This window comes from Neobacillus vireti (assembly GCF_001026695.1).
In the GTDB taxonomy this organism is placed as follows: Bacteria; Bacillota; Bacilli; order Bacillales; family Cytobacillaceae; genus Neobacillus; species Neobacillus vireti.
Genome location: NZ_LDNB01000002.1, coordinates 139,801 through 159,946 on the forward strand (window position 1 = coordinate 139,801; position 20,146 = coordinate 159,946).

At 39.0% G+C, this 20,146-nt stretch carries 22 protein-coding genes; 10 read left to right on the forward strand and 12 right to left on the reverse strand.

All coding sequences use genetic code 11. The features are described from left to right. Positions 1-28: 28 nt before the first annotated feature. The gene (locus tag AA980_RS00995) at positions 29-892 is read right to left on the reverse strand and encodes a DegV family protein (RefSeq protein WP_024028472.1); all 864 of its coding nucleotides are present in this window, start codon (positions 890-892) and stop codon (positions 29-31) included. 105 nt (positions 893-997) lie between these two features. On the opposite strand from AA980_RS00995, the gene AA980_RS01000 reads away from it, so the two are divergent. Further along, entirely contained in the window at positions 998-1,840 is an 843-nt protein-coding gene (locus AA980_RS01000) for a YitT family protein (protein ID WP_024028471.1), read from the forward strand. Between the two features lie 93 nt (positions 1,841-1,933). Here AA980_RS01000 and AA980_RS01005 read toward each other — a convergent pair whose 3' ends face one another. The 3 genes from AA980_RS01005 to AA980_RS01010 all read right to left on the reverse strand — a co-directional run bounded on the left by AA980_RS01005 (position 1,934) and on the right by AA980_RS01010 (position 3,200). Beyond that, on the reverse strand, positions 1,934-2,119 hold the full coding sequence (locus tag AA980_RS01005; RefSeq protein WP_024028470.1) for a DUF3813 domain-containing protein: 186 nt from the start codon (positions 2,117-2,119) through the stop codon (positions 1,934-1,936). Between the two features lies 1 nt (position 2,120). Further along, positions 2,121-2,273, reverse strand: coding sequence for a hypothetical protein (locus AA980_RS27435; protein ID WP_024028469.1), 153 nt, complete (start codon positions 2,271-2,273; stop codon positions 2,121-2,123). Positions 2,274-2,384: 111 nt separating this feature from the next. Then, positions 2,385-3,200 (reverse strand): Cof-type HAD-IIB family hydrolase, encoded by an 816-nt coding sequence (locus AA980_RS01010; protein WP_024028468.1) that lies wholly within the window; start codon positions 3,198-3,200, stop codon positions 2,385-2,387. 234 nt (positions 3,201-3,434) lie between these two features. On the opposite strand from AA980_RS01010, the gene AA980_RS01015 reads away from it, so the two are divergent. Both AA980_RS01015 and AA980_RS01020 read left to right on the forward strand, forming a co-directional pair. Next, a complete protein-coding gene (locus tag AA980_RS01015) occupies positions 3,435-3,743 on the forward strand; it encodes a metal-sulfur cluster assembly factor (protein ID WP_024028467.1) in 309 nt (102 codons plus the stop codon). Positions 3,744-3,925: 182 nt separating this feature from the next. Continuing rightward, complete coding sequence (locus tag AA980_RS01020) at positions 3,926-5,050, forward strand: TIGR04053 family radical SAM/SPASM domain-containing protein (protein ID WP_024028466.1); 1,125 nt, start codon at positions 3,926-3,928, stop codon at positions 5,048-5,050. 53 nt (positions 5,051-5,103) lie between these two features. Here the strand turns inward: AA980_RS01020 and AA980_RS01025 are convergent, their stop codons facing one another. Further along, on the reverse strand, positions 5,104-5,796 hold the full coding sequence (locus AA980_RS01025) for a Crp/Fnr family transcriptional regulator (protein WP_024028465.1): 693 nt from the start codon (positions 5,794-5,796) through the stop codon (positions 5,104-5,106). Between the two features lie 367 nt (positions 5,797-6,163). On the opposite strand from AA980_RS01025, the gene moaA reads away from it, so the two are divergent. Beyond that, the gene (moaA, locus tag AA980_RS01030) at positions 6,164-7,180 is read left to right on the forward strand and encodes a GTP 3',8-cyclase MoaA (protein ID WP_024028464.1); all 1,017 of its coding nucleotides are present in this window, start codon (positions 6,164-6,166) and stop codon (positions 7,178-7,180) included. A 39-nt stretch (positions 7,181-7,219) separates the two neighbouring features. On the opposite strand, the gene ric is transcribed toward moaA, so the two are convergent. Beyond that, a complete protein-coding gene (ric, locus tag AA980_RS01035) occupies positions 7,220-7,918 on the reverse strand; it encodes an iron-sulfur cluster repair di-iron protein (RefSeq protein ID WP_024028463.1) in 699 nt (232 codons plus the stop codon). 246 nt (positions 7,919-8,164) lie between these two features. Here ric and AA980_RS01040 point away from each other — a divergent pair, with 246 nt between their 5' ends. Together AA980_RS01040 and mobB are read left to right on the forward strand one after the other, a co-directional pair. Continuing rightward, on the forward strand, positions 8,165-9,430 hold the full coding sequence (locus AA980_RS01040; RefSeq protein ID WP_024028462.1) for a molybdopterin molybdotransferase MoeA: 1,266 nt from the start codon (positions 8,165-8,167) through the stop codon (positions 9,428-9,430). Further along, the gene (gene mobB / locus AA980_RS01045) at positions 9,418-9,957 is read left to right on the forward strand and encodes a molybdopterin-guanine dinucleotide biosynthesis protein B (RefSeq protein WP_051427115.1); all 540 of its coding nucleotides are present in this window, start codon (positions 9,418-9,420) and stop codon (positions 9,955-9,957) included. Before AA980_RS01040 ends, mobB begins: the two co-directional genes overlap by 13 nt. A 27-nt stretch (positions 9,958-9,984) precedes the next feature. On the opposite strand, the gene AA980_RS01050 is transcribed toward mobB, so the two are convergent. The 4 genes from AA980_RS01050 to AA980_RS01065 are packed head-to-tail and all read right to left on the reverse strand — an operon-like array spanning position 9,985 to position 14,110. Beyond that, on the reverse strand, positions 9,985-11,076 hold the full coding sequence (locus AA980_RS01050) for a GerAB/ArcD/ProY family transporter (protein ID WP_024028460.1): 1,092 nt from the start codon (positions 11,074-11,076) through the stop codon (positions 9,985-9,987). A 24-nt stretch (positions 11,077-11,100) separates the two neighbouring features. Continuing rightward, positions 11,101-11,331, reverse strand: coding sequence for a hypothetical protein (locus tag AA980_RS01055; RefSeq protein WP_024028459.1), 231 nt, complete (start codon positions 11,329-11,331; stop codon positions 11,101-11,103). Further along, positions 11,328-12,536, reverse strand: a complete 1,209-nt coding sequence (locus AA980_RS01060) for a Ger(x)C family spore germination protein (RefSeq protein ID WP_024028458.1) — start codon at positions 12,534-12,536, stop codon at positions 11,328-11,330. The genes AA980_RS01055 and AA980_RS01060 overlap by 4 nt, the downstream gene beginning before the upstream one ends. Further along, a complete protein-coding gene (locus tag AA980_RS01065) occupies positions 12,536-14,110 on the reverse strand; it encodes a spore germination protein (RefSeq protein ID WP_034724016.1) in 1,575 nt (524 codons plus the stop codon). The genes AA980_RS01060 and AA980_RS01065 overlap by 1 nt, the downstream gene beginning before the upstream one ends. Before the next feature lie 192 nt (positions 14,111-14,302). On the opposite strand from AA980_RS01065, the gene AA980_RS01070 reads away from it, so the two are divergent. Continuing rightward, on the forward strand, positions 14,303-15,031 hold the full coding sequence (locus AA980_RS01070) for a YwiC-like family protein (RefSeq protein ID WP_024028456.1): 729 nt from the start codon (positions 14,303-14,305) through the stop codon (positions 15,029-15,031). Between the two features lie 36 nt (positions 15,032-15,067). Here the strand turns inward: AA980_RS01070 and AA980_RS01075 are convergent, their stop codons facing one another. Further along, positions 15,068-15,760 (reverse strand): Crp/Fnr family transcriptional regulator, encoded by a 693-nt coding sequence (locus tag AA980_RS01075; RefSeq protein WP_024028455.1) that lies wholly within the window; start codon positions 15,758-15,760, stop codon positions 15,068-15,070. 281 nt (positions 15,761-16,041) lie between these two features. On the opposite strand from AA980_RS01075, the gene AA980_RS01080 reads away from it, so the two are divergent. Both AA980_RS01080 and clpB read left to right on the forward strand, forming a co-directional pair. Beyond that, positions 16,042-16,221: a YjzC family protein gene (locus AA980_RS01080; RefSeq protein ID WP_024028454.1), complete on the forward strand. Its 180-nt coding sequence runs from the start codon at positions 16,042-16,044 to the stop codon at positions 16,219-16,221. Between the two features lie 124 nt (positions 16,222-16,345). Next, positions 16,346-18,940 carry an ATP-dependent chaperone ClpB gene (gene clpB / locus AA980_RS01085; RefSeq protein ID WP_024028453.1) on the forward strand — a complete coding sequence of 865 codons (2,595 nt, stop codon included), beginning with the start codon at positions 16,346-16,348 and terminating at the stop codon, positions 18,938-18,940. Between the two features lie 55 nt (positions 18,941-18,995). Here clpB and AA980_RS01090 read toward each other — a convergent pair whose 3' ends face one another. Next, entirely contained in the window at positions 18,996-19,181 is a 186-nt protein-coding gene (locus tag AA980_RS01090) for a DUF2929 family protein (RefSeq protein ID WP_024028452.1), read from the reverse strand. 195 nt (positions 19,182-19,376) lie between these two features. Between AA980_RS01090 and AA980_RS01095 the strand changes: the two genes are divergently transcribed. After that, entirely contained in the window at positions 19,377-20,099 is a 723-nt protein-coding gene (locus AA980_RS01095; protein ID WP_024028451.1) for a hydrolase, read from the forward strand. The last annotated feature ends 47 nt before the right edge of the window (positions 20,100-20,146 follow it).

Here is a 20,146-nt window from a genome sequence, read left to right on the forward strand (position 1 = left end):
ATGAGTGAGGGCGTTCCTCACTCATTTTTTATTGGTTAGGCATTTGATTTAAAAAGAATATCGAGATGGTTCCTGCGCCTGTATGGGAGCCTACAGCGGAGCCAATCGAAGAAATATAGACTTCTTTCGGATGAAATGCTTCCTCAATCAGTGCTTTCATTTCTAAAGCCCCTGCTTCATTATCGGCATGGCTAATGCCAATTACTTGTTCCTTCATACCATTTCCGCGCTCTGACATGATTTCGATAATCCGGCGAAACACCTTCTTCTTCCCGCGGATTTTTTCGATTGGAACAAGTTTGCCGTCTTCCACGTTTAATATCGGCTTGATGTTCAATAATCCGCCCAAAAAGGCTGACGCTTTCGAGACACGGCCGCCCTTTGCCAAATAATCTAAATCCTCTACCGTAAATAGATGCTCCATATGCCCGCTTCTAAATCGCACATCTTTTAAAATTTCTTCTTTAGCCACGTTATTTGAGGCTAGCCTTGCTGCTTCCATGACGACAAGACCAGAACCAAGTGATGCACATTTCGTATCAATAATCGTTAAATTAAAGTTTGGATATTTTTCCTTCACTTGGTCAAGAATCATAACAGCGGTTGAATAAGTACCAGATAATGCGGAAGAGAATGCTATGTATATACCGTCTTCATTTTTTTCTGCCATTTCGGTAAAGATTTCCTCAAACGCAAGCGGAGATGCTTGAGATGTCTTCGGAACAATTCCATTTCGGATTGCATCATAGACGGTTTTGGGATCAATCGTTTTTACATCTTCAAATTCTTCATCATTAATATGGACCTTCAAGGGGATTAAAGTGACATTATTTTCTTCATAAAAACTTTTTGGTAAATCGCATGCGCTATCAGCGAGGATTTTTACCTCCATGAAGCTCACCTGCTTTCACATCATATATAGTTTCAGTGTATCGGTTTCACCATAAAAATACAATTATCAAATTGCAGATTATCAATTATAAAGGGGGACATACCATTGCTTTGGCTCCAAACGAAAAAGACGGTCATTGTGATATTCGGTGCATTATTAAACGCGATTGCGATGAATTTATTTCTGATTCCAGCAAATGTTTATTCAAGCGGCTTTACTGGAATCGCCCAATTACTTTCTAAGGTGTTAAGTGATTATACACCAATCCATATTTCGATGGGTTTTTTATTACTTTTGTTAAATATTCCAGTCGCCATTTTAGGCTGGATAAAGGTAGGAAAATCTTTTACCATTTATAGTTTTTTAAGTGTCGTCCTTTCCTCCTTATTTCTGACGATGATTCCAATTAAACAATTATCGCATGATATTTTATTAAATGCCGTATTTGGCGGTGTTATTTTAGCCATAGGAGTCGGGATTACCTTGAAATGGGGGGCTTCTACTGGTGGTGTTGATATTATTGCCATGGTGTTATCAAGGATGAAGGACAAACCAATTGGACCGTATATGTTTGTATTAAATGGCATCATTATTATGACAGCAGGCCTTCTCTATGGTCCAGAGAAAGCTCTTTATACGCTTGTCGCTTTATACACCTCCACAAGGGTGATTGATGCTATCCATACAAGGCATGCCAAACTTACTGCGATGATTATTACCAAAAAGACGGATGAATTAAAAAAAGCGATTCATGCTTCACTTGTTAGAGGAATCACGATGATTCCAGCAAAAGGGGCATTCTCAAATGAAACAAGAGACATGCTGATGATCGTGATTACCCGCTACGAGCTCTATGATTTAGAAAGAATTATTCAAGAAGTGGACCCCAATGCCTTTACAAATATCATCCAGACAACAGGGGTTTATGGCTTTTTTCGTAGAGATTAAGAAAAGCCAAGCTTCAAATACAACTCGTATCGACTGGTGCTTTACAAGAAAAAAGGAAAAGCGGAAGTGCCCCTATGGACACCTCCGCTTTTTCTAGGTAATCTGTTCAAGCTCTTGCTGCATTTGTTGGAGCTGGGCTTGCTCTGCTACAGTCGAATTGGCATAGGCAGAATGAAGTGCATTCTTTGCTTTAGCAACAGCAGAATCAAGGTCAGCTGGGTTAGCGGATTTCGCCATCTCAACAAATCTCCGTGCTTCCTGGAACAATTGGTTTCCCATGTTAAATTCCTCCCAGCGAGGATTCATGCACATTGGCCATTTTTTGAGCTTCTGCTTCAGCGTAGGTCATGTGATAAGGAATACGTTCGGCATGCTTGGCAACTGTATCCTTTCCTTGCTGGACAAAGCGTTTTGATTTGTTTGATTTACCCATTCGAATCCCTCCAATATGCTAAGAAGCTCGTATTGAAACAGCAGCGCTGCCTCACATAATAGTATGTTCCAAAAGGGCAGGGTTCATTTAGAGAAACGTGCTGCTTTCGCTTTATAATTTTATATTTAACAATTCCGCCAAATATTGTCCAACGCCGTCTTCTTCATTCGTTAACGTGACTTCATTGGCAATACTTTTCACCTGATCAATCGCATTTCCCATTGCAATTCCGCGGCCGGCATATTCAAGCATTTCCAGATCATTATCTTCATCACCAAATGCGACAATTCTTTCAGCTGGAATGCCAAAATATTCAGAAGCTTTTTTCAGACCTACTGCCTTGTTTAAACCGACCTTAATAATTTCAATTACATGCCATGGAGCTGCCCAGCTGCGATGGTCAATTACTTCGGCATGCACCGCAGATAAATGATCACGAATCGTTTTTAACTGATCTTCCTCGGTATGGATCAGCATGCTTGTTGGAGCATCCTGCAAGAAATTAGCTAAATCCCCTGTTGTAATTTTGGGGTTGCCATAGCTAAAAATATCTAAAAGCTTTTCATCGTGATAATGGAAATAGACATCATCAATCACTTCGGCAATAATATTATGAAACTGAAAGCTTCTGCAGGCTTCAACGATATCTTTTGCTACCTTTACATCAAGAGGCTCGTGAAAATAGCCCCAATTAGGGTTTCGCGGATGGTGCATAAATGCCCCGTTAAAATTGACAATCGGTGTGTCCAAATCCAGCTCGCGATAATACATTTCGCTGGAACGATAAGGCCTTCCCGTGGCAATCATAACGATGTGTCCATCTTCTCTTGCTTTTTTTATTATTTCCTTTGTTTTGGAGGAAATTGTTTTATCGTCTTTTAATAACGTCCCGTCAAGGTCTAATGCGATTAAATGTCTCTCTGTCATATGAGGTCCCCTTCTTACTATTAATTTTTCTCTATCAATGCGTCGCTTTAGGAAAAAGTTTGTCTCCATGATACACTAACATTATGGGAAATTTTTTCTCTGTATTTACTATGTTAACAATTTAATATCTAACCTGTAAAAAAATTCACATCAAAAGCTTTAGAAAAAAGCTATATTAATTTTATATCAGGTTAATTTATTCTAGATAATATCAAAAATTAGGAGTGAATGGAAATGAATGAAGAATTAAAAGAAAATATTATGGGTGCTATGGAGTTAGTTATCGATCCAGAACTTGGCGTAGATATTGTTAATTTAGGTTTAGTCTATGACGTTGAAATGGATGATCAAGGTCAAGTAACGGTTACGATGACATTAACCTCAATGGGCTGCCCGCTCGCTGGGACGATTGTAGATCAAGTGAAAAGAGCTTTGGCTGATATCCCTGAGGTCAAAGACACAGAAGTAAATATTGTTTGGAATCCGCCATGGAACAAAGAGATGATGTCCCGTTATGCGAAAATAGCATTAGGTATCCGTTAAAAGCAGTGGATTTCTTAAAAACAGCAGAGTTACTCTGCTGTTTTTTTTGGGACTTCACAAAACGGACATATTCACACTAAAGGATGTGAGATAGTTCACATTTTTCAACTATAAACACCTTTATAATACAAGGTATTAAGGCTGTTTGAGTTTGAAATAGCTGTTTTCGGGAGGCGTTTCATATGGCTTTTAGTCGAGATTTTAATAAAGATCCATTTATCGTCATTTGGGAGCTTACACGCGCATGTCAGTTAAAGTGCTTGCATTGCCGCGCTGATGCCCAGTATAAAAGGGATCCTCGTGAGCTGTCGTTTGAAGAAGGGAAACATTTAATTGATCAAATATATGACATGAACAACCCAATGCTTGTATTTACGGGCGGAGATCCGCTTATGCGGGAAGATGTTTTTGAAATTGCTAAATATGCAGTTGAAAAAGGCGTCCGAGTATCGATGACACCAAGTGCGACACCGAATGTTACCAAAGAAGCAATTGAAAAGGCGAAGGAAGTGGGGCTTTCCCGTTGGGCATTTAGTATTGACGGTCCAACAGCAGAGATTCACGACCATTTCCGTGGTACGGCTGGTTCATTCGATCTCACCATGGAAAAAATTAAATATTTGCATGAAGTAGGATTGCCGATTCAGATTAATACTGTTATTTCCAGATACAATATTGAATATCTAGAAGAAATGGCAAAAATGGTTGAAGATTTGAATTGTGTCTTGTGGAGTGTCTTTTTCCTAGTTCCAACAGGAAGAGGCCAGGTCTCTGATATGATTTCTCCAGTTGAACATGAAAAAGTTTTCAGATGGCTTTATGATTTAAGCAAGCGGGTATCCTTTGATATTAAAACAACAGAAGCAATGCATTATCGCCGTGTTGTAATTCAGCAAAAAATGCGCGAAGCGAAGGAAACCGCAGATGAAATTGATTATTTAAGTGCCTTAACGGAAAAAGGGCTAACGGGATCAATCGACGGACTTGGACGAGCGCCGAAGGGCGTTAATGACGGAAACGGATTTGTATTTATTTCGCATATTGGGGATGTGTACCCAAGCGGATTATTACCTGTAAAGGCAGGCAATGTCCGTGAAACTCCTTTAGTTGAAATTTACCGTGAGTCACCAATCTTTCAATCGTTAAGAAATCAAGATCTTTATAAAGGGAAATGCGGCGTTTGTGAATTCCGTTATGTATGCGGCGGTTCAAGATCGCGTGCATATGCGATGACCGGCGACTACCTTGAAAGCGAACCATTCTGTGTCTATATTCCAAAGTCATTAAGAGAGAAACAAGCGCAATAAAAACGGGAGGCTGCCTCAAGATTATTGAGACAGCCTCGTAAACAATACTAATTTTATTCTATATTACAGTAAACCGCTGAACAATTTTCACAGCCAATTTCGTCCTTTAAGTATTGTAAATCTAATATCGATATTTTTCCTTTTTTTACAGAAATAATTTTATCACGCTTTAAATCACTAAGAATGCGGTTTGTACTTTCCCGAGAGGTTCCGCAGAAGTTTGCGAGTTCTTGATTGGTTAACGGTAAGTCTATTAAAATTTCGTTGTTTTTTGGGATTCCATAACTATTAGACATCCGAATAAGTGTTGAGAATAAGGCGCCGCGTTTTCCATTTAAGACTAGATCGCGAAATTTCGTCTGTGTTTTTCGAAAATGGTCGCTCATCCATTTCATAAATTCAAACGCTAGCTTACTATTTTGAAAAATTTCACTTTCAATCACTTCTTTTTTAATCGCGACAATTTCTCCTTCTTCAAGAACCTTGGCACTTAATAAATATCTTGGGTTGTCTGTAAAAAGAGTTAATTCGCCGCAAATATCGTTTTCTCCACAAATTCTTAAGGAAAGTTCACGACCATCTGATGTAATTTTGCTGATTTGAATTTTGCCGGAAACGATAATGTAAAGCTCTTCCGCCAGCATTCCCTCCTGAAACAGGAAGCTTCCTCTTTCACTTCTAAATCTCCGATCAGCAAATTTATGCAATTCTTTTATTTCAATTGAATGGGTTGGTTTCATTGTCATCATCGTCATTTAATTCACCTCTAACTTCTTTTTTTAGCTAATCTATTTTTTGATTAATTTAAAGGATTCGTTAGTATTAGTTTAGCGTAATAATGGTCAATGATGAGAGGTAAACAATGACAATATAGTGAAAACTTATACGGAATTTTTAAATGTAATTGTGATTATATGATTTGGAGTGTAAGTTGAATCGAACTAGGGTAAATAAAGATGTATCCAAAAACAAGCATTTATTCATTTGGGTACATCTGTTAAGATAAACATAAGATTAAAGAGTATAATGATAGTGAAAAAAGTAACAGCCATTTTTCTAATACACTGGTACACTAATATAAAATAGCTTCTTAAAATAATGGAGTTGATATAAATGGAAAAAACCATTATTAAAGATAAATTAAATAGACCATTACGTGACTTGAGAATTTCGGTGATTGACCGCTGTAATTTTCGTTGTCAGTATTGCATGCCGGCAGATCAATTTGGACCTGATTTTGAATTCCTGCCAAGAAGTGCGTTACTGACATATGAAGAAATTGAACGGCTGGCCAAAATCTTTGTCAGCTTAGGTGTGGAAAAAATCCGCTTAACCGGGGGCGAACCTCTATTACGAAAAGATATGCCCATTCTTGTTAAGAAGCTGTCTGCGATTGAAGGTTTAAGTGACATCGGCTTAACAACGAATGGTGTGCTGCTCCCAAAATTGGCAAAGGATTTAAAAGCGGCAGGTCTAAAAAGGGTAAATGTAAGCCTCGATACCTTAAATGATGAGTTATTTGGGGAAATTAACGGGCGTGGGGTTGGTACTGGACCAGTACTTGAAGGTATTGATGCGGCGAAACAGGCAGGCCTTGGGGTCAAAATCAATATGGTGGTAAAAAAAGGTCTAAATGATTCAGAAATTATTCCGATGGCAGAATACTGTAAAAATCATGGCCTTGAGCTTCGTTATATTGAATTCATGGATGTCGGCTCGACAAACGGCTGGAAAATGGATGATGTTGTTACGAAAAAGCAGATTTATCATTTATTAAAAGAACAATTTGAATTGGAGCCAGTTGATCCGGCTTATTATGGTGAGGTGGCAAAGCTTTACCGCTATAAGGATGCAGACGTGAATGTAGGGTTTATTACTTCCGTCTCAGAATCGTTCTGCACAAGCTGTACCCGTTCCCGGCTTTCCGCAAATGGACAAATTTTTACTTGTTTATTTAATGGAAATGGTCACGATATTCGTAATTTCATGAGAAACGGCGCCACTGACGAAGAAATTGTTGCGCGCATTACAGCCATTTGGAATGGCCGTGATGACCGATATTCCGACGAAAGAACAGCTGAGACAAATAAAAACCGTAAAAAAATTGAAATGTCCTATATTGGTGGATAATATAACAGCCCGCTAAAAAGATTAGCGGGCTGTTAATTATTAAGAAAGGTATCTTGGGAATAAAATATTGTTTTCAAGATGCACATGCATGAAGGTTAATCCTTCTAGTGCTTCTAATCTGGCATAGACTAATCGATAGGTTCCACAAGCGTCAAGAGGAAGTTCATAATCAAATGTTACAGCACGGATTTGGCGTAAAATTTCACCAGCATGATCATGCTCTTTCTCAAGTTCAACAATCATCGCGATTGCTTCTGTACGGTTATCAACTGTTCCGTCCGCAAGTTGTTTAATTAATGGGAAGACTATTGCTTCTTCTTTTGCCATATGCTCGATTAATTCCTTTTTGAATTCATAGAAGAGTTCATATACTTTAATTAGCTCTCGATGATTGTCGCCATGTACCCGTGAAACCTTCGTTACGTATGGGCTTAGCGCAGCTAATTCTTCTTCAGATACCCGATGGTAATTTGTAATCACATGATCGATAATTGTATTGGAGTCGGAATCAGTCCAAACTTCTACATCTTTCTCTGCGTTTTCGTATTTTTCAAAAACGACATTTAATTCAGCAATCAAAGTGTCCATATTAAGGCCGTTTTGAGCAACCGCTTCTGATAATGGGATATTGCCGCCGCAGCAAAAGTCGATGCGGTTCTTTTTGAATACATCACTTGTTTTCGGTAACTCGTTTACAATATCTTTTACTAATGAATTCGAAGTAATAGGGAAAGTCATGTTAAATCCTCCTTGAATTTTTAAAAGGTAGTTTATTTCTGACTTAAGCATAATTGAAAATGAATCTTAATTAGGTGACCTGCATCACACATTCACTATGATTTTTAAACTTTTTGTGAAAGATTGATTTATTTTTGTGACATTTGATATGTCAGCAAATTATATGTAGGTTTATAATGAAGATTAGTCATTTAAATTTAGTACATATATGGGGAAGTTACCCGTTTTAGGCAGGAGCTGATTAGTTTGTTAGAAAGAAGAAAACCGATACAAGTTGGGGAAGCAGTCCAAAGGATTATGGAACACCAATTACCTGGTGCAACCGAACTTGTCTCGATAAATGAAAGCTTTGGCCGCTTTCTTTCCGAAGATATAATTGCAACCAGCGATGTACCGCACTTTGACAGGGCACCATATGATGGTTTTGCGGTTAGATCAGTTGACACAAGTGTTGCCTCTCAGTCCAATCCTGTTGAATTTGAAGTGGTTGATCATATTGGTGCTGGAGCAGTTTCAACTAAAGTGGTTGGTCAAAATCAAGCAGTGCGAATTATGACTGGTGCGATGATGCCTGAAGGTACAGATGCAGTTGTCATGTTTGAAGTTGCACAAGACTATCAAAAAGATGGAAAGCCATTTATGTCGATTAAGCGCAGCTTTAAAAAGGGTGATAATGTTTCCTTTACTGGTGAAGATGCCAAACAAGGAGAAATCTTAGTGAACAAAGGAACCTTGATTAATCCCGGCATTCAAGCGATGCTCGCCACGTTCGGCTATAAACGTGTACCTGTAGCTAAAAAACCGCTTGTTGGATTGTTTGCGACCGGTACAGAGCTTTTGGAAGTGGAGGAAGAGTTAGTTCCGGGAAAAATCCGCAATAGTAATTCTCATATGATTGCTGCCCAAATCGAGAGGGCCGGGGGTATTGTTCATTACTTAGGTAAGCTGCCAGATGAATTCAATACATGCTTTGAAGCAGTCAAAAACGCCTTAAATGAGGTAGATGTTTTAATTACCACTGGTGGTGTTTCCGTAGGTGACTTTGATTACCTTCCTGCGATTTATGAAAAACTAGGTGCAGAAGTGTTTTTTAATAAAGTGGCGATGCGCCCTGGAAGTGTGACTACCGTCGCTAATAATAATGGAAAAATCTTATTCGGACTTTCAGGAAATCCTTCCGCATGCTATGTCGGTTTTGAATTATTTGCCAGACCGATTATTCGCAGGATGCTGTTTTCGGAAAAACCACACTTACGAAGAGAAAAAGCGGTTCTTGAGGTCGACTTTCTTAAGGCAAATCCATTCACGAGATTTGTTCGCAGCTCTGTATTTATCGAGGATGGCAGGTTAAAAGTTGCCCCAAGCGGACTGGATAAGTCCAATATCATTATGAGCCTTTCAGGTGCTAATTCCTTGACGATTCTTCCGGGAGGTACGAGGGGATTTACTGCCGGCAGCGAGGTAGCAGTGCTATTACTTGAGGACCAAACCGGCAGTGAGTGGCCTTGGTAAAGCCAGTAGTTTTTCAGGTAGTTGGTTATCAAAATAGCGGCAAGACAACTGTAATGATAAAGCTTATTCAGGCGTTAAAAGACCTGGGCTTAACAACTGTTACAATCAAGCATCACGGTCACGGTGGCAAACCAGAAGTAATAGAGCAAAAGGATTCTACGAGACATCTTTCAGCAGGAGCATCCGCCTCTGTCGTTGAGGGGGATGGAAGACTGATTCTGCATGCAGAAAATATCCATAGCAGTTTAGAAGATCAAATTAGACTCATGGAATATTTTCAACCTGATGTGCAATTGATTGAAGGGTATAAGTTTGAAAATTATCCGAAATTATTGCTGGTAAGGGATCATAAAGACCTTTCGCTGCTAGCAAGGGTGGACAATATTAAGGTAATCATGTATTGGGAAGAAACGCTGAGAGAACCTCTTAATGAGCAGACAAAAATCCCTTGTTTTCCTATTCATGATCAAACAGCCATTCTTTGGACTGCTCGAACAATCAAAAAGCTTTTTCTTTCTAAAACCTAAAAAAGAAGGCCTTGGCCTTCTTTTTTATTATGCCTTTCTAAGTTTTTCTCTGATGACAGCGACAAATAAAAGTAGCATAGGAATGAGCAGCTGAATGGTAATAAAATAAAAAGGTGTGGTAGTCCCCATACTTCGAATCATTTCTTGAAATGAGGATGCTGACCAAACAGAAAAAAGAATAATTAAAAATCCAAATGGTAAGATAATCGGCTTATGACTATGCAGTTTCAGCCATTGTGAAGTGCCAAGGACGAGCATATAAAAAAACGCTGAAAGCTGTACAAAACCACCAAGAACCCAAACAGCTATGACAATTGACTCGACATGTTCAAAAATTGATCCAATGCTAATATATCTTGCCGCTTGAAACACTGGAAATTGAGTACTGGTAATAATTCCGCCAAATAGAAAAATATTCCCGAGATTGATATAGACCATTGTCATGACGCTCACAGATACAGACAATATACTCCATTTCATCCCTTTAGTTTCGTCCGATAAAAAAGGAAGCAGGAAAGACAATAATGAAAATTGGCTTAACCAAGCATGTGGTGCAAGGGAACCTTTAATAGATGGTATCCAGCCATACTCCATGATTGGAAATATATTTTTTACGTTCAGGTCGGGAATTAGGAATAAATAGATTATTAAGTAAAGAACCAAGACAATAGGCAGGAAAATAATAGCACATCTTCCTAATACCTCTATGCCCCCATGGACAGCAAATGCACAAGTTAGTGCAATACCTCCTGTAACTACAACTAATGGAGTTTTATGCAAAAAAGCACTTTCGACGAATTCCCCATACTCCCTAAAAGCTATGGCCGTATCATATAATAGGAAGAACAAGAAGATGAACCCGATGATTTTCCCCAAGGTTCGACCAAGAATGAGTTCACTATATTCGACAAGGGTCTTCTTCGGGTAAAGTTTATAAAGTTTAGTAATAATAAAAACAATCAAAAAACCGCTTAAAGCAGCCCAAATAGGAGAAAGCCATAAATCACGTTTTGCATGTTGTGCAGTAATAAATGGAATATAAAGAATGGCCGTGCCAACAACGACCGCGTATATAATTAGAGCCATTTGGAAAGGGGAAATTTTTCCTTTTTCGATCATTTTGCTTCATTCCTTTATAAGAGACTAACTAATTTCCCAATATCTGCCGATTGGTTTGAAGATAAAGTCAATTAATTGGCTTGGTCCAGGCATGTTTGGGAATAAAACGAGTAAAATAGCTAGCACCCATCCAATCGTGATTAAGGTAAAAAACACTACTATTATTTTCCGTCCATTTTTCTTAAGTTTTGGCCATTCCCATAAGTAGATAAGCACTATTAGAGCAGTTATCCCAAATATACCTCCCACCTTCATTTTTCTTCACCACCTTTTCTTGCTTCCTCATTCTCTAATCCTGTTCTAATAATATTTACTTTCGTTTCGAATGTAATATCTACTTTTGGGAATATCTCCTTCCATTCGCTGCTCTTCCTTCTCCATATTCTTGGGTATTTCCGTTGAAACGCTTCTGCAAACCCGAAAATGTCAGCATTTAATTTTTCTTGCGTTTTCGATAAAGCTAATTTCTCTCTATCTTCAATTTCTTGAACAACTTTCCGTTCTACTTCTTTTAACGATTTTGAATGTAATAAACTTAGATTTGATGTATTTTGGATAACTTCTAGATCCGCATCTGTCTTCACTCTAATGCTCCATTTTCCATTCATAATCTTAGGCATCAGCTGATTATTGCTTCTTAGCAAATTTAGAGATACATAACCCGTTTCGCCATTTGTACGAATGGTAATAATACCTGATTTCATTTCATTTCTCGGCCAAAGAATCCCTCGAGTTTCTTTATCGCTCAACCACCCGACCATCTTATCTCCTCTCAATACGGCTGCCCCTTGAATGAATGGAATGTTCTTCCCTTTGTTAACTCCCAAATTGGACGGTGACAATTTTGCAACCCAAGGAATAACGGCTGCACCAGCTTCCCCTGATAACATTTCCGACAAATCTTTTACCGTTACTTTTACACCAATCTGTGAGTCGACCAATTTGCGAAGCTGTTTAGCAGAGTCCCGCTCCAACTCAGGCATCGACTCCAAAACCTCCTTTGCTGAGTCCATAGAAACAAAAACATCAGCACGTTCGCGAGGCTCCGAATGCCGCATCCAAAAATCAATTTGATCCTCAATTCCTCTTTTTGCTAATTTCTCACCGATAACTAGCACCTCGTTTTGTCCCCAGAAAATCCGCCTTGTAAGTTTCTCTTGGAGCCTAGACATCGCATCAGCAATTGTTACTCCTTCGGCTGATCTGACTAAGGTTTGACTACTATTAGTTCCGCTTGACACCCCTTCTTGTTGTCCGCCTTCTGCCGGTTTTGGTATAAATACTTGGACGGACAGTTCAATCGCCTCCTTTTTGCTTACATCAACACCAGTTGCCAAAATGATTGCTAAGTCATTTACCTCTGTACGATCCCAGCATCCAGCAAGCAAAAGGATTATGAGGCAAAGAAGAAGGACTAGGGAAATATAGTTATTCTTCCTCCGTCTGGAAGAGTCCATCATTAATCACCACCTTTACTTGGACCGGGTTTCTGACCATGAGGCTGCCGCTGCAGGTTTCCTAATTCAGTAGACAAGGAATCGGGACGTGTGTTCATTGCCCACCAAGGGGCGCGAATGAGTACATCCCTTAAATTGTGAATCTTAAGTGGGGCAATTGAATTTAAATACGGAACACCGAAAGAACGTATGGTGCAAAGATGGACGACAATAGCGATAACCCCAAGCATAACCCCTAATAAACCTAATATTCCGGATAATATCATGATTGGAAAGCGTAGCATCCGAATCGCAATTCCTGCAGCATATCTTGGTAGTAAAAACGAGGCTACCCCCGTAATCGCCACCACCATTACCATCGCTGATGAAACAAGACCAGCCGTGGTTGCTGCTTGTCCAATGACAAGTGCGCCAACGATACTTACTGCAGCACCTACTTGTTTCGGCAGTCTTATACCCGCTTCGCGCAATGCCTCAAATGTGATTTCCATAATGAATGCTTCAATCAATGCCGGGAATGGGATTTGCTCACGGCTTTGGGCAATGGTTAAGAGGAGAGATGCAGGGACCATTTCTTGGTGGTACGTAAGAATAGCAACATAAGCTGATGGAGCAAGCAATGCAATAAAAAAGAATAAATAACGCAGCCAACGGATGAATGTACTGATTAAAAATCGGTTGTAGTAATCTTCTGGTGCTTGTAACAAACTTGCGAACGTACATGGAGCAATAAGGGTGAAGGGAGTCCCATCAATCAATATGACAACCCGTCCTTCTAAAAGGCTGGAGGCAGCAACATCCGGCCGTTCGGTTGATAATACTTGCGGGAAAGGAGAAAAAGGATCATCCTCAATCATTTCCTCGATATACCCGCTTTCTAAAATACCATCGATTTCAATTCGTTCTAACCGATTTGTTACTTCTTTGATTAATGTATTGCTTGCGATCCCTTCAATATAAGCAATGATTACTTGCGTTTCTGTGAACTTACCGATTGTCATTTGTTTCATTTTTAAGGCGGGATGGCGAATTTTTCTTCGTAAAAGGGAAGTGTTTACTCTTATTGTTTCAACAAAACCTTCCCTCGGACCGCGAATAACGGATTCGGCAACCGGATCCTCGATTCCCCGTTTCTCCCACTTTGGTAAACCTATAGAAATTCCTTTTATTTTATTGTTAATAAGAATCACGGGGTTTCCAATTGAAATTTGTTTAATAACATCAGTAATGGTTTTGATTACGCTTACATCAGAAACAGCTAATTTCTTACTTACATTTTCAATCGATATTCCTGGATCAAAGCTTTCCAACTGTACGAGCGGCATGAGAACCTGTTGATCAATTTCCTGAGTATTTGAAAGCCCATCGATATAAATGAGAGCAGCCTTTGTCCGAGCACCGATGGTAAATTCACGAAATACGACATCGGAGCAATCGGTATAAGCAGATTTTAGTATTTCGATATTTTGATTCATATCCTGATTGATTGGTATGTTGGGTAATATAGATAGTGTTTCCGTTATTTGCTGGCATGGAAAACGGTCTCCACTATTTTTTTTATGCTTAAAAAAATTCATCACTTGGATCCCCTTTTCAATAATCAAGGTTATTCTTTCCAAAAAAAACGGGTTTATGAGCATTTTCTAGATGTCTACTAGAAAGTGATGAAATTTCTTCACAATTGAAGGTGTCATTATGTGATATGTTTCACTTTTTTTTCTGCTTCGCTGCTTTATATTAGAGGCAGTTAGGAATAAGGAGTGACTAAGATGAAGTTATTTTTACCAAAACAACATGGTGCGTGGGCAATGCTGATCATCCCTTTTTGGCTTGGGGTCATCAATGGGGGCTTTTTATGGCAGCATATCCCGTTTTTTATCGGCTGGCTCTTATTGTACTTAGCAACCTATCCGATGCTCCTCTTATTTAAAAAGAAAAAAATCTCGTTTTATACAAAGTGGACACTTATTTATATGGTACCGGCATTATTGCTTTTAGCCATTCCATTAGTTGTAAGACCAAGTATTGTTTATTTTGGACTTTTAATGCTCCCTTTTTTTATGATAAATGCTTACTATACTTCAAAGAATCAAGACCGAGCCTTTATGAATGATATTAGCGCTATCTTCGCTTTTTCAATTGCTAGCTTGGCTAGCAGTTATTTGTTGGAAGGAAATGTGACCGTCACGGCGATTATTTTCGCCTTCATTACATCTGTGCTATTTTTTATTGGCTGTACCTTTTACGTAAAATCAATGATCAGGGAAAAGAAGAATACGAAGTTCAAATGGATTTCATGGGCATATCATTTCCTGCTCGTTCTAGTCTGGATCATGGGTGGTTTTTGGATTGTAGCACTCGCCTATATTCCCAGCTTGCTCAGAGCTATCTTTTTTTACGGAAAGAAGTTATCTCCAAAGCAAATTGGTATTTACGAAATCCTAAACTCATGTTTGTTCTTCTTCATCATTGCTATCCAAATAATTTTACAAAAATAAAAAAAGCCGATCCCGGCTTTTTTTTCGTGGAAATTGCTAATCAACCTTACATATTTCGGTTGGACAATCTTCGCAATCGATTTCCCTTTTTAAATACCCTAAATCATGAATTGTAATTGTGCCCTTATCTATCGAGATCGTGCCAGTTTTTCTAAGGTCGCTCAGTAACCGGTTTACCACTTCACGGGAGGTGCCGCAGAAATTAGCCAATTCTTGATTGGTTAACGGTAAACCAATCAATATCCCTTTATTTGTTTTAATACCATAGCTATTGCTGATTCTAATCAGTGTGGAATACAAAGCGCCTTTTTTGCCGTGAAGAACTAAGTCACGAAATTTGGTTTGTGTTTTACGGTATTGCAAACTCATCCATTTTATGAATTCAAAGGAAAGCTGAAGGTCTTGCGAAAGTTTTTCTTCCAGAACGTCCTTCATAATGACGGCAACTTCACCACTTTCAACGACCCGAGCGCTTAATAAATACCTGGAAGCAGGGGAAAATAAATTTAATTCACCGACAAAATCACCGCTAGAGCACATTCTTAATGTAAGCTCTCTTCCGTCAGGAATAATTTTACTGATTTGAAGTATCCCGCTTTGGACTATATACAATTCATCGGCAATAGAACCTTCCTGAAAAAGAAACGTGCCTTTTTTTATTTTTCTTACATGGTGCACCGTATCAAATAGATGGGAAAATATTACGGGTAATTCTTTAACTGACTGCATGCTCATAACCACCTTTAAAGGTGCGAAATAAATCGCAAATTTGATTTTAAAAAAAATGACAGTCATGATTGGATTTTACAAGATATTACTATAATTATATTGTTAACCAGGAATATTTAGCAATAAATGTGGAATAAGTTCATATAATCGTCAAAAGTTAAACGACATATAAATATTTCTCAGGAAATAACGTCGATGTTTGTTGAAATTTGAAAGAAATTCCTATAATGACAACACTCAAAAAGGAAATAATAAAGAGTAGATGAAAAGGAGGGAAAACAATGGGCCAAAACCGCCAGTTTAAATCCGGAAAAAAAGCACCAAATAACGGAATTTATATTGAAGAAGGTGAAACGGGAAGCAATGTACTCCACCCCAAACAGATAAAGCTTAAAGCGGGAGATGCATTTCCTGAGACTTCGAATCATAATCGGGTTTGGACGTACCAAAGAAAGCCTTAAAATATATGAATCGATAAAGTCATCCAAGCGGGTGGCTTTTTCTGTTACAAAATTTTACTTCATAATTGGATTGTTTTATAATTAATATAATAGGTCAAAAATGGTCAAATGAGGAGTGGAGACAATGGACTTAAATCGAATGACTGAACGATTGCAGAAAGGATTAATGGACGCACAGTCATTAGCAGTGAAAAATAGTCATCAGGAGATTGACGAACCTCACTTACTTTTGGCGTTAATGGAGCAGGAGGACAGCCTTATTGCAGCTATTCTTGAAAGGGCCGGATTGCCTGCCGAAAAAATTAAAAACAGCCTTCTGGATTCATTGGCTAAATACCCTCAAGTTACAGGAGGCGGAGCCCAGCAAGGGAAACTTTATATCACGGCGAAGCTGCAAAAATTGCTGGTAAGTGCTGAGGAATTTGCGTCCAAGTTTTCCGATGAGTTTATCTCTGTTGAGCATATCCTCTTAGCTGCTTCGTATGCAAACGATACTGAGATGAGGGAGATTGTAAAGGCCTTTGGGAAAACAGCGGAGGAAATATTAAAAGCGATAAAGGAAATAAGGGGGAATCAACGAGTGACATCACAAAATCCGGAAGCTGGATATGATGCTCTAAAAAAATACGGCAGGGACCTTGTTGCCGAGGTAAAGGCCGGAAAAATGGACCCGGTCATTGGAAGGGACACAGAAATCCGCAATGTTATTCGGATTTTATCGCGGAAGACAAAAAACAACCCCGTACTTATTGGTGAACCTGGAGTAGGGAAAACAGCGATTGTAGAAGGTCTTGCTGAGCGGATTGTCAGAAAGGATGTTCCTGAAGGTTTGAAGGATAAAACGATTTTTTCACTAGATATGAGCGCGCTTATTGCCGGGGCGAAATTCAGGGGCGAGTTTGAAGAAAGACTGAAAGCAGTCCTAAATGAAATCAAAAAAAGTGATGGGCAAATATTGCTGTTCATCGATGAAATTCATACGATCGTTGGGGCTGGTAAGACCGAAGGAGCCATGGATGCTGGCAATATGTTAAAACCAATGCTTGCCCGCGGGGAGCTTCATTGTATCGGGGCAACAACACTTGATGAGCATCGAAAATATATTGAAAAAGACCCGGCACTTGAGCGGAGGTTTCAGCAGGTACTTGTCCAAGAACCGAATGTTGAAGACACCATTTACATTTTGCGCGGCCTAAAGGAACGGTATGAGGTATACCATGGGGTAAAAATTCATGATCATGCCCTGGTTGCCGCAGCAACACTTTCAGACCGTTATATTACTGACCGATTTTTACCAGATAAAGCTATTGACTTGGTTGACGAAGCCTGTGCTCTGATTCGTACAGAAATTGATTCCATGCCGACTGAATTGGATGAAGTGACACGTAGGGTGATGCAGCTTGAAATTGAAGAAGCTGCGTTAAGAAAAGAAAGCGATGAAGGAAGTAAACTGAGGCTTGAGGTTCTGTTAAAGGAACTAGCAGATTTAAAAGAGCAGCTGGATTTAATGAAGACAAAATGGCTGAAAGAGAAACAAAGCATTCAGAAACTTCAAGAGAAACGGGAGAAACTTGAAAAACTCCGCAGAGAGCTGATTCAGGCCGAGGACAAATATGATTTAAACCGGGCAGCGGAACTTCGCCATGGGCAAATTCCATTAGCGGAAAAGGAACTTAAGGAATTGGAAGCAGAGGAAAAAATGGGGGAACGGTTACTTCGCGAAGAGGTTACCGGGGAAGAAATCTCAAATATTGTATCGAGATGGACAGGAATTCCTCTCTCTAAGCTTGTCGAAGGGGAAAGAGAAAAGTTGTTAAAATTAGATTCCATTCTACATGAGCGAGTAATCGGTCAAAACGAAGCCGTCCGCTTGGTAACTGATGCCGTTCTCCGTGCACGGGCGGGAATTAAGGATCCTAACCGGCCGATTGGTTCATTTTTATTTCTAGGACCAACAGGCGTTGGAAAAACGGAGTTAGCGAAAGCATTGGCAGAATCACTATTTGACAGTGAAGAACAGATTATACGTATTGATATGTCCGAATATATGGAGAAGCATGCTGTTTCACGATTAATTGGTGCACCGCCTGGCTATGTCGGCTATGAAGAAGGCGGACAACTGACTGAAGCGGTAAGAAGGAGACCTTACTCGGTTATATTAATGGATGAAATTGAAAAGGCTCATCCGGAAGTGTTTAATATTCTCCTGCAAGCACTTGATGATGGGCGAATAACGGATTCACAAGGCAGGGTTGTCGACTTTAAGAATACTGTTATTATTATGACATCCAATATCGGATCGGATTTTTTATTAGAACGAGGAGAAAATGAGATTGAAATCTCTGAAGCGACAAGAGATAAGGTGATGAGTCAGCTTAGGGTCCATTTCCGTCCCGAATTCTTAAATCGAATTGATGAGACCATCCTATTTAAGCCACTGTCTTTAAGCGAAATTAAAAATATTGTTGTAAAGATGATGAAGGAGCTTGAAGAAAGGTTGAAGATTCAGCGAATTGATATTTCCATACGTGAGGATGCAAAAGAATTTATTGCTGTAAATGGCTTTAACCCAATCTATGGTGCAAGACCTTTGAAACGGTATATTCAAAGAAATATTGAAACCAAACTGGCTCGAGAAATCATTGCCGGGAGAGTAACTGACCAGTCAAAAGTTGAAATCACTATCGAAGATGGAGAAGTGGCATTAACGGTGTATTAAAGCAAGATCAATATAAGAAAAAAGGTCATCCATAACTTATGGAAGACCTTTTTCTTCAATGATTTTCAACTGGCTCTTTAGGAATGACAGCGGTAGCAATGAATATCAAAATGGTTACCGCAACAGATACATAAGCACCAGGGAGAAAATCAAATTTCGCACCTGGGGTCATTGAACTTACCACATAGGAAAGCATTTGTACTAAAAGAAAAGTCCAGAAAAATGTCCAAAAGAATCGCACTATTTTTCACCTCTAACCTATTTTACATCTTCACTCATATTATCATATGTTTTCGAAATAATAAACGGTTTATCAACAATTCTAAAAAACCACCGGGACCATTTCAAATATACACAGGTAATAGGCAAACTCCCATTCATCTTTTGTGAAATGACATACAATATTTTGAGGAACTATGTAAAAGGAGATTTATCTATGGAAAATCGCAATTTTCAGATGAATACCCAATGGAATATTATTCATTACCCAGAAAAGCCCGCAGGATTTGGGGTTTTAATCATTGGAGATGAAAGGCATTTTGTCGATGAGAGTAAATGCTTTTGGACACAAAATGAAGGCAAACTGGCCTTTATCGACCAACTAAAAGAAAAAGGGTACACCATTTTTTCCTCAAATCTTTATGGGCGAAACTGGGGCAGCGAAAGTGCTGTCGAGCTTGCGCAAAGGTTATACCAGTATGTCATTAGAAGTGAAATCCTTAATAATCAAATTCATATATTGGCTGAAGGAATGGGGGCTCTAGTTGCCGTACAATTAATGGAAAAGATGGAGGGGTGTATTAGGTCGGTGATCCTTCTTAATCCGATTCTTTCCTTAAAACATCATATTGAACAAGAAAAGGAGCATAAATTTTTTTATAAAAAATTGATGATGGAACTTACAGCAGCATATAAAATGGACCAAAAAGCGCTAGAAGGCAAAATATCCAGCATGGAGGATACCGTTAGTCTTGAGTTTGACTTTCCAGTTAAGATTATTCATGTCCTATCTGGCGGAAAATCGTATGCACAATCAAAACTATATCAACAAATAATTCGTACTCCAGAAATCCATCCTACCTTTATTCTTCCTGAAAAAAAACCACAGCTCGGCAAAATTTTTATTAAGTTTTTTAAAAGCCATGAAACAGTTCTGTAAGGCACCTACCTCCCCAAAACCAATACAATTAGAAATATTTCCTTCAT